Here is a 15,953-nt window from a genome sequence, read left to right as displayed (position 1 = left end):
CCGGCTCCTCTCGTTTTCATTATTTATTAAATATATGAGTGCATCTATCATATCAGATAGTAGATGACTACGATAATGCCTTACCTCAATTTGCCAACTGAAATTTCTCTTGCAAAAACTCGATTATTGCCCTAGCGACATCATGACGGATCGGTTAACATCAAAGTCCCTTTTATTAATTTTATGGAAGTAAGATCCTTACTATGTCTCACGTCGCGAATAAATTATTGGTAACCTGCGCGTTACCTTATGCTAACGGTTCAATTCATCTCGGTCATATCCTTGAGCACATTCAGGCTGATATCTGGGTCCGTTATCAACGAATGCGCGGCAAAGAAGTTCATTTCATCTGCGCTGATGATGCTCACGGCACGCCAATTATGCTGAAAGCTCAACAACTGGGTATTACACCAGAAGCCATGATTGAAGAAATGAGCAAAGAGCATCAGCAGGATTTTGCTGGCTTTAATATCAGTTACGACAATTATCACTCTACACACAGTGAAGAGAGTCGCCAATTATCGACTAAAATTTATCTTGCACTGAAAAAAAATGGTCACATCAAAAGCAAAACTATTTCTCAGCTTTATGATGAAGAAAAAGGCATGTTTTTGCCTGACCGCTTTGTAAAAGGCACTTGCCCTAAATGTAAAGCGCCAGACCAATATGGTGATAACTGTGAAGTTTGTGGCTCTACTTACAGCCCAACCGAATTAATCAACCCACGCTCTGTTGTATCAGGTTCAACGCCTGTTATGCGTGAAACTGAGCACTATTTCTTCGACTTACCTGCATTTAGTAATATGTTACAAGAGTGGATCCGCTCTGGCGCTTTGCAAGAGCAAGTTGCAAATAAAATGCAAGAGTGGTTCGACAGCGGTTTACAACAGTGGGATATCACTCGTGACGCACCTTATTTTGGATTTGAAATCCCAGATGCACCGGGTAAATATTTCTATGTATGGCTAGATGCACCAATCGGCTACATGAGTTCTTTCTTAAACTTATGTGAAAAACGTGGTGATTTAAGTTTTGATGAGTTTTGGAATAAAGACAGCAAAGCAGACCTTTATCACTTTATTGGTAAAGATATCGTCTATTTCCACAGCTTATTCTGGCCAGCCATGTTAGAAGGTAGCGAATATCGCAAGCCAACCAACCTGTTTGTTCACGGTTATGTCACTGTAAATGGCGCGAAGATGTCAAAATCTCGTGGCACCTTTATTACAGCGCGTGCTTACCTTGATCATTTTGATGCAGATTGCCTACGCTATTACTATGCAGCAAAACTTTCCTCACGCATTGATGATATTGACCTAAACTTAGAAGACTTTGTTCAACGTGTTAACAGCGATATTGTTAATAAAGTCGTTAACCTTGCATCACGTACAGCAGGTTTTATCAGCAAGCGTTTTGATGGCAAATTAGCAGATTCTTTAGATGATGCTAAGCTTTATCAACACTTTGTTGATATGAAAGAAACTATCGCACAGTCATTTGAAAATCGTGAATTTGGTAAAGCAGTTCGTGAAATCATGGCATTAGCGGATGAAGCCAACCGCTATATTGATGAAAAAGCGCCGTGGGTTGTAGCAAAACAAGAAGGTCAAGATGCACAGCTACAAGCTATCTGTACAATGGGTATTAACTTATTCCGCGTGCTAATGACATATCTGAAACCGGTTTTACCTTCATTAACAGAACGCTCAGAAGCCTTTTTGCAAACCGAATTAACATGGGATGCGCTTGCACAACCACTTTTAGGTACAGAAATCACCAAATTCAAAGCACTGTTTAACCGTATTGAAATGGATAAAGCCAATGCAATGGTTGAAGCATCTAAAAGCACCATTGCACCTGTAAAAGAAGTCACAGGACCATTAGCAGATTCACCAATTCAAGAAACGATTAAGTTTGATGATTTTGCGAAAATCGATATGCGTATCGCTGAAATTAAACAAGCTGATTTTGTTGAAGGATCAGATAAGTTACTGAAGCTAATTTTGGACTTAGGTGGTGAGACTCGCCAAGTCTTTTCTGGCATTCGTACAGCATACCCAGATCCGAAAGTGTTGGAAGGTCGTTTAACGGTAATGGTGGCAAACTTAGCACCTCGTAAAATGCGTTTTGGTATTTCAGAAGGCATGGTAATGGCGGCAGGACCTGGCGATAAAGATATCTTCTTACTTAGCCCAGATTCTGGTGCAAAACCGGGTCAGCAAGTGAAATAACAACCAAGATTCATTTGCCAAATCAATAAATGGCGGGGTTCTATAAGAGCCCCGCTCTTTTTTTATTGTGATCCGTAGCACACTTTCAAAATCGGTGTATGATAAATCTGTTAGTTGATTTGGGACACTTAATTATGAAATCTAAACGGGCACGATTGCAGATTACACTTTGGCATTATCTACGATCTTTTTTGGTACTTTATCTTTGTCTCTTTGCGGGTAATCTTATTTCAGCCCTTCTACCCTTCGCGGTTCCAGGCAGCATTGTTGGCTTACTTATTCTCTTCGGTTTACTTGCTTTCCAGCTTATCCCTTTGCGCTGGGTTAAACCCGGGGCCAATATCCTCTTAAAAAATATGACATTACTCTTTATTCCTATCGGAGTGGCAGTAATGAATTATTATGACTTATTAAGTCAGCAACTTTTCCCTATTGTTTTAGCAAGTGTGGTAAGTACCTTTGGTGTTATGGCATTAGTCGCTTATTGCTCACACTATGTTCACCGTGAGCGCATTATCGTGGGTGCAAAACCTGACATAGTTGAGGACGTTGTAGAAAAAACGCAACAGAAAGACGACGATACAGCGTTAAGTGAGAAGAAAAAATGTTAATGTTAATGAATATTTGGTGGTCACTTCCTTTGACCATAATTGTCTTTTATTTATCACGTAAACTTGCTGCTCGTTATAAATTGCCTATATTGAATCCCTTACTTATAGGTATTGCGGTTATTATTCCTATTTTATTAATCACTCATACACCTTATGAGCATTATTTTGCCGGTAGTCGTATTTTAAATGACTTATTACAACCGGCTGTGGTTGCTTTAGCAATTCCACTTTATCAGCAATTACACCAAATTCGCGCACAGTGGAAATCATTAATCAGTATTTGCTTTATTGGTAGTATTGCTGCGATGGTCAGTGGGACTGCCATTGCATTATGGGCTGGTGCAACACCCGAAATTGCCGCATCAATTTTACCTAAATCAGTGACAACGCCTATCGCAATGGCTGTCGCAGATTCCATCGGTGGTATTCCTGCAATCAGTGCTGCTTGTGTTATCGCAGTAGGTATTTTAGGTGCCATTTTTGGTCATTCACTCTTTAAAATACTGCGTATTCCTACTCACGCATCTCGTGGTTTGGCGATGGGAACCGTTTCTCATGCCGTGGGAACAGCAAGAGCGGCTGAAGTGGATTATATTGAAGGTGCTTATAGTTCACTGGCATTAATGACCTGTGGGATTATTACTTCATTAACTGCACCGTTTATCTTCCCGATTATTTTGCATCTCTATAGTTGATCTCATTTTTGCTTCCTTTTTTCTCAAATCCCCGATTTAATTAAATTTATTTCGGGGATTTTTACTATAAATTTGAGATACATCTCTCAATTAATAAATTTGTTGCAATAGTTTCATTGAAAATATGATTTTCATCACATATAAGAGTGGGTAAAGATGCCTAGAATCTTATAATACAGAAAGATTAATGGGAGACTCATGTATGCATACTCGTTTTCAGGCAATTTGGTCAGATTTATCCCCTCAGTTACAACAAGCACTTGCTCCTTATCTTGAGCAGGATGAATTCCCTGCAATGTTCACGGCAGAACAGGTCAATGCCATAAAAACACAGTTACAATGTAATGATGATGCCTTAGCCCTAGCACTTTTACCGGTTGCCGCAGCTTGCGCTGTCGCGCCAATCTCTAATTTCAAAGTGGGTGCGATTGCTCGTGGCGAAAGTGGTAATCTCTATTTCGGTGCCAATATGGAATTTGCTGGCGCACCGCTACAACAAACCGTTCATGCTGAACAAAGTGCCGTGACTCATGCATGGTTACGTGGTGAATCTCGCTTAATCTCAGTCACTGTTAACTATACACCTTGTGGTCATTGCCGCCAGTTTATGAACGAATTGAACAGTGGCACTCAAATTCAAATTCAGTTACCGGGTAGAAAAATGGCAACATTAGGCGATTATTTACCTGATAGCTTTGGCCCGAAAGATCTCAATATCACCTCTTTATTAATGGACAAAGTTAATCACGGTTACAAAATTGATAACCCTAGTGAATTAGCGCAACAGGCACTACAAGCGGCTAATCGTAGCCATGCGCCTTATAGTGGCTCGCACAGTGGTATTGCTGTTCAAATGAAGAATGGCAAAATTTTCCAAGGTAGCTACGCTGAAAATGCCGCATTTAATCCAAGTTTACCGCCATTACAAGCGGCATTAATTTTATTAAACATGGCGGGTGAGAGTGTTATGGATATTGAATCTGCTGTCTTAATTGAAAAAGCAGAGACAATTTTAACGCAATGGGATGCAACACAAGCAACATTAACTGCTTTAGGTTGTCACCAAATGCAACGCATCACTTTGTAAAAAGTTTTAACTTATTCTTCTAAAAATCTCTCCTAAAAAAGCATCAGCATGTAAATTTTGCTGATGCTTACCAGAAAAAGTTGTAACAACTGTATCTATCTCTCATTTCTAAGCATAAAAATCATAAAAAAATAACATAAGCTGTACATATTTTTATTATTTTGTAGGATCTACAATTGTCATGTGACTAACTGCCTTACAAGAGTATTTTTCATGGAACTGGAACACGAAAGTAAACGCCCTCTCTACATCCCGTATGCAGGTCCAATCCTGCTTGAATTTCCCCTGTTAAATAAAGGTAGTGCTTTCAGCGAAGAAGAACGCAGCACCTTTAACTTACATGGTTTACTGCCTGAAGCAGTTGAAACCATCGAAGAACAGGTTGAACGCGCTTATCGCCAATATCTTGATTTCAAAAACGATAACGATAAACATATTTACCTACGAAATATCCAAGATACCAATGAAACCCTGTTTTACCGTCTCTTGGAATCCCACCTAACTGAAATGATGCCAATCATTTACACACCAACAGTGGGTGAAGCTTGTGAACATTTCTCTGATATTTATCGTCGCGCTCGCGGTTTGTTTATCTCTTACCCTAACCGCGCCAATATTGACGATATGCTACAAAACGCCACCAAACAGAACGTAAAAGTAATCGTTGTAACAGATGGCGAACGTATCCTTGGTTTAGGTGACCAAGGTATCGGTGGTATGGGTATTCCTATCGGTAAACTCTCTTTATATACCGCATGTGGTGGCATTAGCCCTGCGTATACACTGCCTGTTGTACTTGATGTGGGAACTAACAACCCGCAACGTTTAAACGATCCTCTGTATATGGGATGGCGTCATCCTCGTATTACAGGTGATGAATATAACGAGTTTGTTGATGAGTTTATCCAAGCTGTTAAACGTCGCTGGCCAAATGTTTTACTACAATTTGAAGATTTTGCACAAAAAAATGCGATGCCTTTATTAAATCGTTATCGTGATGAATTATGTTGCTTTAATGATGATATTCAAGGTACAGCATCGGTCACTTTAGGTAGCCTAATTGCAGCAAGTCGTGCTGCGGGTCGCCAATTAAAAGACCAAACTGTCACTTTCTTAGGCGCAGGCTCTGCGGGTTGTGGTATTGCTGAGCAAATCATTGCCCAAATGAAATCTGAAGGTTTAAGTGATGAGCAAGCGCGTGAACGCATCTTTATGGTTGACCGTTTCGGCTTATTAACAGACAAACTGCCAAATTTACTTGATTTCCAAAGCAAACTTATCCAAAAAAGCGAAACTATTGCTAATTGGGAAACCGAAAGCGATGCGATTTCACTGTTAGAAGTGGTTAAGAATGCAAAACCAACTATTTTGATTGGTGTTTCAGGGCAAGCTGGCTTATTCACTGAAGAAATTATTCGTGAAATGCACAAACACTGTGAACGCCCTATCGTAATGCCATTATCTAATCCAACGTCTCGTGTAGAAGCGCGTCCTGAAGATATTATCAACTGGACTGATGGACAAGCATTAGTGGCAACAGGCAGCCCATTTGCACCAGTTAAATACAAAGATAAAGAATATCCAATTGCACAGTGCAACAACTCTTATATCTTCCCAGGTATTGGATTAGGTGTTATCGCATGTGGTGCCAAACGTGTTACTGATGCCATGCTGATGGTGGCAAGTCGCGCATTAGCAGATTGCTCACCAATGGCAAAAGAGGGTGATGGCTCTCTATTACCTTTACTGTCTGATATTCAACAAGTTTCTCGCTATATCGCCAAACAAGTTGCAAAAGAAGCACAAGTACAAGGTGTTGCTACTGTGACTTCTGATTCAGCATTAGAAGAAGCCATTGAACGTAACTATTGGTCACCAGAGTACCGTATTTACAAAAGAACTTCGTTCTAAATAGTTTGAAATACTAAGTACCATTCCGAAAAGCGCGTCATTACTTAATATGAGGCGCTTTTTTCTTGCTTCCCTATCCCTGCTCAAGTAGCCTTAAGTATTATGAAAGTCATTCGTTATTTGCGTCATTAAGGCAAGGACATGCTAAAACGCCTCATTTATCTTTTTCTCACACTTTTTATTCTACTGGCTGTCACCTTGATTGCCTGTGATCGCTGGATCGGGTGGAAAACTAATCCTTATATATTTGAAGACGTAGATACATTACCCGCTAAAAAAGTAGGAATGGTGTTAGGAACATCAAAGTACTATACCAGCGGTTATATAAATCAGTTTTATCAATACCGCATCCAAGGCGCTGTAAATGCTTATAATAGTGGCAAAATTCAGTATTTATTGCTCAGCGGCGATAATGCAAAACACAGCTATAATGAGCCAAATACGATGCGTAAAGATCTCATTAAAGCGGGCATTCCTGCCTCTCGTATTGTGATGGATTTTGCCGGTTTCAGAACACTTGACTCAGTAGTGCGAACAAAAGAGGTATTTGGTACAGATGGATTTACCATTATTACTCAACGTTTTCACTGTGAGCGAGCTGTTTTTATCGCATTAGAAAAAGGCATTGATGCACAATGCTTTGCGGTTGCATCCCCTAAAAGTATGTTTAAAGTACGCGTACGCGAAGTATTTGCCAGAGCTGGTGCAATGATTGATGTTTATATTCTAAACCGCGAACCCCGCTTTTTAGGGCCGCCAGAAACTATTCCCGCAATACAATCTATTCCTGAAGGCATTAAAGGCTATCCTGCGGTTTCACCAGAGGAAGTCGAATCACTTCCTCTGAATGAAAATAATCATGAAAAAAGCTAAAAGAATTGCGCTAATTTTGAGGCTGATTTACGCCAGATCCACTCTATTGGCCCTTGTGGAAAATAACGTAACCAAATCACAGCAAAAGCAATATTGATTGCCCAAATAACAGCAACAAAAGGCATCAGTTCAGGTAAAGTAAATTGATTAAATAGACCCATACGCTGAAATAAATAAATACCAATAACACTTTGCATTAAATAGGTCGTTAACGCCATTTTGCCAACACAACGTAAAGCATAGGCAAAATAAGAGTGTTGAATAATATTCCAACTCCAATAAAACAGCGCAATATACCCCAAACTTTGCATCACTTGGATCAACATAGTTAAAGGTTGTGCAAAAATAGCCGCCCAGCGGTAATCCCAATCAAGGTAATAATCCACCAGCACAATAACCGTTTGTACGCTTAAACTGATTGTGAGGAAATAAAGTGCCACACGACCATAATGAGCGCGACTATATTTCTGTTGCAACCAACCTGATGCCATTAATGCAGAACCCATTAACATCGCACCAAATAAAAACCAACTGTATTGACGAACTAGATTGAAAACAAAAAGACTTAGCTCATTTAAACGATAATAAACACTATTTAAATAAGGTCCTGTTTTCCAATCTGATTCAGCCAATTGAGAGTATGGCGTGCTATACCAAACGGTATCAATAAAATCACGATAATAGTAAAACAGCGCACCTAAAATCAGTGCGCCACAAAAATAGAGTATCGCTCCTAATATAAATTGGTGCTTTGTCGCGATTGATTTGATAAACGCAAAAACAAATAAACCACATATACTATATGGAAATAAAATATCCCCTTCCCAAATAAATAATGTGTGAATAACACCAATTAATGCCAATACAACTAATCGCGATAAATTAAAACGAGTCCCTTTATACAAAAGGAGATAAAGCGTACCACCAAATAACAGCGCAAAAATAAAGAGGAATTTTCCTTGAGCAAACAGATTTAATGCCATCCATGTTATACGATCACCAAAAGAGGCTTCTCCCGAATGTAACGGATTAAATGAAGCCACTCTTAATAATGCAAAACCTGAAATATTGAGCAATAAAATGCCAAGGATCGCCATTCCTCTCAACGCATCGAGTGCTTCGATACGTTGATGAGACGATTCATTCATTTTTATTTAAAATCTCAAAGATGACGAACAGCGCGCAGAAACTCCTGACGCGTATTTTGACTAGATTTAAATAACCCACCTAATGAAGTTGTTGTTGTTGCACTCGTTGCATCACGAATACCACGAGCTTTAACACAATAGTGAACCGCATCAATAGAAACAGCCACATTTTTTGTGCCGAGTAACGTTTGTAATGCGATAAGGATTTGCTGTGTTAAGCGTTCTTGTACTTGAGGACGCTGAGCAAAGAATTGTACAATTCGATTAATTTTAGATAACCCAATCACTTTATCTTTCGGGATATAAGCCACAATTGCTTTACCATCAATAGTGACAAAGTGATGTTCGCAAGTGCTTGTTAATGTGATATCTCGTACTGTCACCATTTCATCAACTTGCATTTTATTTTCAATTAGCGTGATTTTTGGGAAGTTGTGGTAATCCAGCCCTGAGAAAATTTCATCAACATACATTTTAGCGATACGACGAGGCGTTTCAGCTAAACTATCGTCGCTTAAATCTAGATTTAACAGCTTCATCACTTCTGTCATATGATGTTCAATTTGCTGTTTGCTCTCACTTGGAGAGAGTTGTGGTTCACGAAGAGGCGTTTCCAAACCGCGTTCAACTAACGCAGCGTGCACCCATTGCGCCTCTTTACTTAATGATGACATTGGACTCTCCGATAAACACATTAATTAAGTAGCTGTTATCGCACTTAGCAACAACAACCTACACTTTAGATGACCTCAATCACATTATCCAGCAATACCGCATTTTTCGTTATGAAATTATTGCATTTTTGTATGAGCTATTTTTAGTTTACTGACGCTCTTTTTCTTTTAAACACACCAGAAAGCCGCCAATTATCAATACAATAAAAGCAACATAAAGTGCAGGTTCTAATTTTCCTGTCAATGCTGATGAAAGTGAAGAAATTACAGGACCTACTAATTGCCCGATGGCATAAAAAGTGGTGAGCAAACCCGCCATATAACGCCCATGATCAGGCGCTAATTCACGACCTCGTAAAAATGCCAGTTGTACTGCGCACATTAAGCCGCCACCAATTAAAAATGCCCCTATTGCCAACCCTGTAATGGTAGGCACCCACAGCGCAATCAGTATGCCTAACGCTTGCAACCAAAGCGTAATAGCTAAGCGTAACTGCGTGTTTAATACATTACGTGTGAAAATAGCGATCCCAATACATAATGCCGCTGAAGCACCAAAGACAGGCCAAACAAATTGTGCGATTAAGCTCCCCGGGAAGCGTTCTGCCGCCATTTGAGAAAGAAACGTTGCGGGTAAAATATAGCCAAATCCGGCAAAGGTATAACCCCAAATCAGTCTTTTTATCGCTGGCGTAAGCGTTAAAGAGGTGACTTTTACTTCTTCTCTGCTCATTTTCCAAGGTTTTGGTAGATGGTAGCTCACATATATGGCACAAATAAAAGCAAGAGAACCATAAATTAACCATCCCGCCATCGCATTCATTTGCCATTTCATAATTAACACAGCAAGAATACCGCTAATGAATATACCGGCACCCGTTCCTGCATAAACAGCCACACTTAATATAGGTTTATTTAGGCGAGCCAGTAACTCGTTAGCCCATGAAGCCACCAGCACTAATGTCCAGCCACTTGCCCAACCAATAAAAAAGCGTGCAATACTATGTGTAAAAGCATCATTTAAAAAAGCAGACAACAGCGTGATGATCACGGCTCCCCAAAGCCCCGCCCACAAGCGATATCCCACACCTTTAACGGCTCTCATCGCATCATAGGAGCCAGCTAGATAACCAAGATAATTAAATGCAGCGACAATCCCCGCACTTGTTAGCGTTAATTGATATTCTGCAATCATCAACGGCACTTGCGGTGTGAATGTAAAGCGCCCTATTCCCATTGCAACCACTAAAGCAAGAAACCCGCTAAAAGCGATATGAAAAGCTTGTGCTGAATGACTTTGGTGATTTGAAGTATTCATGGATATCCATTATTTTGTTTTATCATTTTAAATGTGCTGCTTATTAATAACAGAATAGTTAACATATTAAACCCAATTAGATAACATTTCCGTAATAAGAAGTTTCATTTCTTTCTATTCACAAGATGATCTCTGACATGATGATGTTCATCGTGATAGATTAGTATCATGAAATAAAACAGAACATTTCGATAGATCTTGGAGTATATGATGAGTCAATGTCACGTTAGCGGTTTATTATCTCTTGATGAAGCGCTAGAAAAACTACTTGAAAAACCGCTGGCAATTACCAACACCCTTAACATTCCATTAAATAACGCCGCAGATTATATTCTAAGTGAAGATATTACTTCTCCACTGAATGTTCCACCTTTTGATAATTCGGCAATGGATGGTTACGGGCTTCGTTACGCTGACTTAGATGCTCAAATTCCACTTCCTGTTGCGGGTAAATCGTTCGCTGGTATTCCTTTTGAAGGAGAACTTCCAGCGGGGCAATGTGTACGCATTATGACTGGGGCAATGGTTCCTGCTGGTGTTGATACTGTCATTATGCAAGAAGAAGCCGAAGTGACCGAACACGGTGTCCATTTTTCACAGCCTGCTAAAAAAGGTCAAAATATTCGCCGGATTGGTGAAGATATTAAAGAAAATGACATTGTATTACCTGCTGGTACTAAACTTTCAACAGCACAATTACCTTTAATCGCCTCTTTAGGTGTGGCAACAGTACACGTTTATCGTCGTTTAAAAGTTGCAGTTTTCTCAACGGGTGATGAATTACAAACCATCGGTCAGTCATTAAAAGCGGGTCAAATTTATGATACCAACCGCTTTGCGGTACGTTTAATGCTTGAAAAACTAGGATGTGAAGTTTTAGATTTAGGCGTTATTCCTGACTCACCAGAGAAACTGCGTGAAACCTTTAAAAAGGCTGATCAAGAAGCAGATTTAGTGATCAGCAGTGGTGGTGTTTCTGTAGGTGAAGCTGATTATACCAAACAAATTCTTGATGAAATTGGCGAAATTGGTTTTTGGAAATTAGCCATTAAACCGGGAAAACCCTTTGCTTTTGGTCGATTACACAATGCATGGTTCTGCGGATTACCGGGTAATCCAGTATCAGCAACCGTGACATTCTATCAATTGGTTCAACCGTTAATTGCACGCCTATCTGGTTTTAGCCATTGGAAAGCACCGCAACGTTTCCAAGCTATTGCACAATCTCCATTGAAAAAATCAGCAGGTCGTCTTGATTTCCAACGCGGTATCGCCAGTATTAATGCCGATGGCGTATGGCAAGTGGAAACATCTGGGCATCAAGGCTCCCATGTTTATAGCTCCTTTAGTGTTGCTAACTGCTTTATCGTTTTAGAGCGTGAACGCGGTAAAGTCACAGCTGGCGAAACGGTTACTATTGAGCTATTTAATTCTCTGTTAAAAAGCGAATAGCCTTTATGAGTATTGAATTAACGGATGAAGAAACTCTACGTTACAATCGCCAGATTGTATTAAGAGGCTTTGATTTTGATGGTCAAGAGGCGCTGAAAAGTGCCTCTGTACTGATTGTTGGCGCAGGAGGCTTAGGATGTAGTGCCTCACAATATCTTACAGCCGCGGGAGTGGGAAAACTCACCTTATTAGATTTTGATACGGTTTCACTTTCTAATCTTCAGCGCCAAATTCTTCATCGCGACGCCACGATTGGTCAACCTAAAGTACTATCTGCAAAAGCAACATTAGAAGCCATTAATCCTCATGTCACGATAGAAACCGTTGATGCGTTACTTGAAGATGAAGCGTTAGCAGAGCTTATTAGCCACCATAATATTGTTATGGATTGTACTGATAATGTGACAGTCCGTGAGCAACTTAATCGCCTCTGTTTTCATCAGAAAAAACCGCTCGTTTCTGGTGCGGCAATTCGGATGGAAGGTCAAATCAGCGTATTCACCTATCAAGATGAGGAGCCTTGCTATCGCTGTTTAAGTCATCTTTTTGGTGATAATGCTTTAAGCTGCGTTGAAGCTGGCATAATGGCACCTGTTGTGGGCGTAATTGGTACTTTACAAGCCGTTGAAACCATCAAACTACTTACAGGGTATGGTGAACATTTACATGGTAAGGTGTTGATGTTTGATGCAATGCGAATGCAATTTCGTGAATTCAAATTACCTAAAAATCCACATTGCGAAGTGTGCTCTACCAATTTGCCGGACAAGTAACCATACTTATATTTGAATAAGGTAAGTCTATCTTCTTTAAACTTACCTTATTTCACGCAATCTCTAAGTTGTATTCATATCCATCGTTAAGTCGATGTAACAAGCTTGTAGTATTCACTCTGATTTAATTCTACTATGACCGCCCGCGTCAAAACGCAACAGGATGCCCTATAAGCAAAATCATCATTTAAGCACGCATTCTACGTGCTAAAAAAGCAATACAAGGTAGAAGAATGACATTTCAAATTGCAGACACTCTCTATTACAACGGGCTTATTTATACCGCTGATCATAATGACAATATTGTTGATGCTATCGCGATCAGCCAAGGTGTGATTATTGCTTCAGGTAAAAAAGAGGAGCTACTTTCTTACTGTAATGAAAATACTGAGCAGATTGATTTACAGGGAAGAATGGTCATACCGGGCATTATTGATGCACATATGCACCCATTCTGGGGAGGCGCAACACTAGCGGGTTGCCATCTTGATTATCAATCACTCTCTATCGATGATATTTTATTACGTATTCAGAAATACCTTGATGAAAACTATATTGATAGCGACACTGAATGGTTAAAAGTTTCCGCATGGTATCGTGAAGGTATGCAACCTGAAGGTGTGCAAATGACACGTTATCATCTTGATACTTTAAATACGACGCGCCCTATTTTGCTCTTTTCTAGCGATTGTCATAGTGTTCTTGCTAATTCTCGCGCTTTAGCGCTGTTAAATATCACCGCTGAAACGCCTGATCCACCTGATGGAAATATTGAACGTGATAGTGATAGAACCCCTATTGGTATTCTTGAAGATGCGCCAGCAATGCAAGCCATTGACAGCTTGCCTCCACTGACTGAAGCTCAAAATTTACAAATAGCTCGCCATGTTCAAAAATTATTAAATGAACAAGGCGTAACCACTATTATGGATGCTCGTGTGGGAGAGCCTCAATTACGCGCCTTCAACACGTTAAGACAAGCGGGTGAATTAACCCTGCGCATAGAGAATGCCGTTGAAATCACGCCAGATGATGTACCTTGTATTGAAGATATTCCAAACGCGGTACGCCATGCTGCCACTCGCTTTTCACAATGGCATCAAATCAGCGAAGATGCTCAACCCAGTGTTGCTATCCGCCATATCAAACTTTTTCTTGATGGTGTATTACAAGCGCCAATTATGACAGCGCGCTTACACTCGCCTTATCGTATTAATGTTGGCACGGATGATACGCCACACTGGCAAGACTCTGAACATATTGGCGATCTCTATTTCTCACCTGAAATTTTAACGCCGTTAGTCACAGAAATTGCCCGTGCGGGTTATCACCCTCATATTCATACTGTTGCTGAAGGTGCAATTAGTACTGCACTTGATGCGATTAGTGCAATGCGTAACGCCTTACCTGAAAAAGATATAAGACCGGGGCTTGCACATAATGAATTGATGTGTGAAAAAGATTATGCCCGTTTCGTACAACTCAAAGCCTACCCGTTCCTCTCCTTCCAATGGGCAGCCGTAGAACAGAGCAATATCGAAAAAGATATTGAAATGCTGGGGAAATCTCGCTGTGGCTATTTAGAGACGGCTGGCAAGTTTATTGATACTGGCGTTACTGTTGCTTTTGGTAGTGATTGGCCAATTGATCCACTTAATGAATGGTACGATTTTAAAGTCGCGATGACTCGCCAAAAAGATGCAGCAAGCCCACGCCTTGATAATGATCGTAACCTTACGTTAATTGAAGTCTTGCGTGCGGCTACCATTAATGCCGCTCAAGCATTAGATATGGATAGACAAATTGGATCATTAGAAGTCGGAAAATTTGCCGATTTAATCGTATTAGATAGAAACCTGTTTGAAATATCGGCAGAAGATGTTGAAAATGTCAGGGTATTGTGTACGATCATTGCGGGGAAACCCACAATTTAGCTGAATAATATAATTAATAAACCCGCCTTTAAGCGGGTTTATTTTTATCTATGCACTTAATCCTATGAGAATTAACGTAAATTTTTCCTGCTATAAAGCAATTCCCATTACTGTGCTCACTTCTTTTAATCCTTCACGCTCATAAAAACGCTTAGCCGCACCATTTTCAGCTAATACAGATAACTCAAGATGCGTCATTTTTTCTGATTTAGCCCACTCTTTCATTGCCGTTAATAATAAACTACCTGTACCTTGGCTACGAATAGAAGGGTCAACAACAATATCATAAATATAAGCGTATTTACGCTGAACCAAGCAGTTAAACATCGGTGTTTCTTGAATTTGCGCTATGCTAAATCCAACCACTTTGCCATCTAAATCTGCAACCAAAAGATGAAACTTATTATTTTTTATTCCATTAATAATAAATGCTTCATCTTGCTTACCTGGCTTTAATCTATCGGGTTGTAAATTCGCCATTTCATTAAATAAATAAGTGTAAAGCGTATTAATTTCTTCTACATCAGACAAAATTGCTTTTCTTATTATTATCATTTTTTACCTTTATTTATTGTAGGTTTTTACAGGCGGTGCGGTATACGTTTCAAATTTATCTAATAATTGAATAGAACATTGTTCCACAATCGCCATATGGCGATATTTTTCATGTAGAAACTGCTCATCTGCCATTTTATCAATCATCATCAAAAGTGGATCGTAAAATTGATTAATATTAAGTATGCCCAATGGTTTTTGGTGCAAACCAATTTGGCTCCATGTAAAGACTTCACTAAACTCCTCTAATGTACCGAAACCACCAGGTAAAGCGACAAAACCACCAGCCAGTTCTATCATTTTGCTTTTACGCTGATGCATAGTTTCAACAACATGCAGTTCAGTCAGATTTTTATGCGATATTTCACGCCCTTCTAATAGCGTAGGAATAACACCAATCACCTTTCCGCCTTCGGCTAATACAGTATCAGCAAGAATCCCCATGATGCCGACACTAGCACCACCATAAATTAAGGTAATATTACGTTTAACTAGCTCTTTGGCAAAAATAATGGCTTGTTCTTTATAAATATCTGAAGCACCTAAACTAGAACCACAATACACTGCGATAGATTTTATTTTACTCATTTTTTATTCTCTTTTAGCTAGTTAAATCGAGCTTGGAATTATACTGAAGGTGTTTTTAATAAAAAAGGTTAAAAAAAGTGTTTTTACGCTTTTTATTTCATAT

The 15,953-nt window shown here is 39.6% G+C and carries 14 protein-coding genes; 9 read left to right on the top strand and 5 right to left on the bottom strand.

Annotation, left to right across the window (positions count from 1 at the left end; translation table 11 throughout):
- Window positions 1-203 precede the first annotated feature (203 nt).
- From metG to sanA, 6 genes are all read left to right on the top strand, one after another.
- Complete coding sequence (metG, locus tag QQS39_RS05955; RefSeq protein ID WP_109373468.1) at window positions 204-2,231, top strand: methionine--tRNA ligase; 2,028 nt, start codon at window positions 204-206, stop codon at window positions 2,229-2,231.
- A 134-nt stretch (window positions 2,232-2,365) separates the two neighbouring features.
- Window positions 2,366-2,842, top strand: coding sequence for a CidA/LrgA family protein (locus QQS39_RS05950; protein ID WP_109373467.1), 477 nt, complete (start codon window positions 2,366-2,368; stop codon window positions 2,840-2,842).
- Window positions 2,842-3,537, top strand: coding sequence for a CidB/LrgB family autolysis modulator (locus QQS39_RS05945; RefSeq protein WP_151436727.1), 696 nt, complete (start codon window positions 2,842-2,844; stop codon window positions 3,535-3,537). Before QQS39_RS05950 ends, QQS39_RS05945 begins: the two co-directional genes overlap by 1 nt.
- Before the next feature lie 202 nt (window positions 3,538-3,739).
- A complete protein-coding gene (cdd, locus tag QQS39_RS05940) occupies window positions 3,740-4,624 on the top strand; it encodes a cytidine deaminase (protein WP_196736720.1) in 885 nt (294 codons plus the stop codon).
- 213 nt (window positions 4,625-4,837) lie between these two features.
- Window positions 4,838-6,535, top strand: coding sequence for an NAD-dependent malic enzyme (locus QQS39_RS05935; protein ID WP_151434647.1), 1,698 nt, complete (start codon window positions 4,838-4,840; stop codon window positions 6,533-6,535).
- 141 nt (window positions 6,536-6,676) lie between these two features.
- The gene (gene sanA, locus QQS39_RS05930) at window positions 6,677-7,408 is read left to right on the top strand and encodes an outer membrane permeability protein SanA (protein WP_109373464.1); all 732 of its coding nucleotides are present in this window, start codon (window positions 6,677-6,679) and stop codon (window positions 7,406-7,408) included.
- On the opposite strand, the gene yeiB is transcribed toward sanA, so the two are convergent.
- The 3 genes from yeiB to QQS39_RS05915 all read right to left on the bottom strand — a co-directional run bounded on the left by yeiB (window position 7,405) and on the right by QQS39_RS05915 (window position 10,548).
- On the bottom strand, window positions 7,405-8,556 hold the full coding sequence (gene yeiB / locus QQS39_RS05925) for a DUF418 domain-containing protein YeiB (RefSeq protein ID WP_285805552.1): 1,152 nt from the start codon (window positions 8,554-8,556) through the stop codon (window positions 7,405-7,407). The two genes, sanA and yeiB, sit on opposite strands and share 4 nt — an antisense overlap.
- Window positions 8,557-8,570: 14 nt before the next feature.
- Window positions 8,571-9,230 (bottom strand): GTP cyclohydrolase I FolE, encoded by a 660-nt coding sequence (folE, locus tag QQS39_RS05920; protein ID WP_151434645.1) that lies wholly within the window; start codon window positions 9,228-9,230, stop codon window positions 8,571-8,573.
- Window positions 9,231-9,378: 148 nt separating this feature from the next.
- Window positions 9,379-10,548, bottom strand: a complete 1,170-nt coding sequence (locus tag QQS39_RS05915) for a YbfB/YjiJ family MFS transporter (protein ID WP_151434644.1) — start codon at window positions 10,546-10,548, stop codon at window positions 9,379-9,381.
- Window positions 10,549-10,758: 210 nt separating this feature from the next.
- On the opposite strand from QQS39_RS05915, the gene moeA reads away from it, so the two are divergent.
- The 3 genes from moeA (at window position 10,759) to QQS39_RS05900 (ending at window position 14,707) form a co-directional block, all read left to right on the top strand.
- Window positions 10,759-12,000 carry a molybdopterin molybdotransferase MoeA gene (gene moeA, locus QQS39_RS05910; protein ID WP_285805551.1) on the top strand — a complete coding sequence of 414 codons (1,242 nt, stop codon included), beginning with the start codon at window positions 10,759-10,761 and terminating at the stop codon, window positions 11,998-12,000.
- Window positions 12,001-12,005: 5 nt separating this feature from the next.
- A complete protein-coding gene (gene moeB, locus QQS39_RS05905; RefSeq protein ID WP_196570341.1) occupies window positions 12,006-12,773 on the top strand; it encodes a molybdopterin-synthase adenylyltransferase MoeB in 768 nt (255 codons plus the stop codon).
- 233 nt (window positions 12,774-13,006) lie between these two features.
- Window positions 13,007-14,707: an amidohydrolase gene (locus tag QQS39_RS05900; protein WP_285805550.1), complete on the top strand. Its 1,701-nt coding sequence runs from the start codon at window positions 13,007-13,009 to the stop codon at window positions 14,705-14,707.
- A 90-nt stretch (window positions 14,708-14,797) separates the two neighbouring features.
- On the opposite strand, the gene QQS39_RS05895 is transcribed toward QQS39_RS05900, so the two are convergent.
- Together QQS39_RS05895 and QQS39_RS05890 are read right to left on the bottom strand one after the other, a co-directional pair.
- The gene (locus QQS39_RS05895; RefSeq protein WP_285805549.1) at window positions 14,798-15,262 is read right to left on the bottom strand and encodes a GNAT family N-acetyltransferase; all 465 of its coding nucleotides are present in this window, start codon (window positions 15,260-15,262) and stop codon (window positions 14,798-14,800) included.
- Between the two features lie 9 nt (window positions 15,263-15,271).
- Window positions 15,272-15,850 (bottom strand): LOG family protein, encoded by a 579-nt coding sequence (locus tag QQS39_RS05890; protein ID WP_285805548.1) that lies wholly within the window; start codon window positions 15,848-15,850, stop codon window positions 15,272-15,274.
- Between the last annotated feature and the right edge of the window lie 103 nt (window positions 15,851-15,953).

Origin of the sequence: Proteus appendicitidis (assembly GCF_030271835.1) — a bacterium.
Taxonomy (GTDB): domain Bacteria; phylum Pseudomonadota; class Gammaproteobacteria; order Enterobacterales; family Enterobacteriaceae; genus Proteus; species Proteus appendicitidis.
Note: the sequence above shows the minus strand (reverse complement) of the source record. Positions and strands in the feature narration are given on the sequence as shown.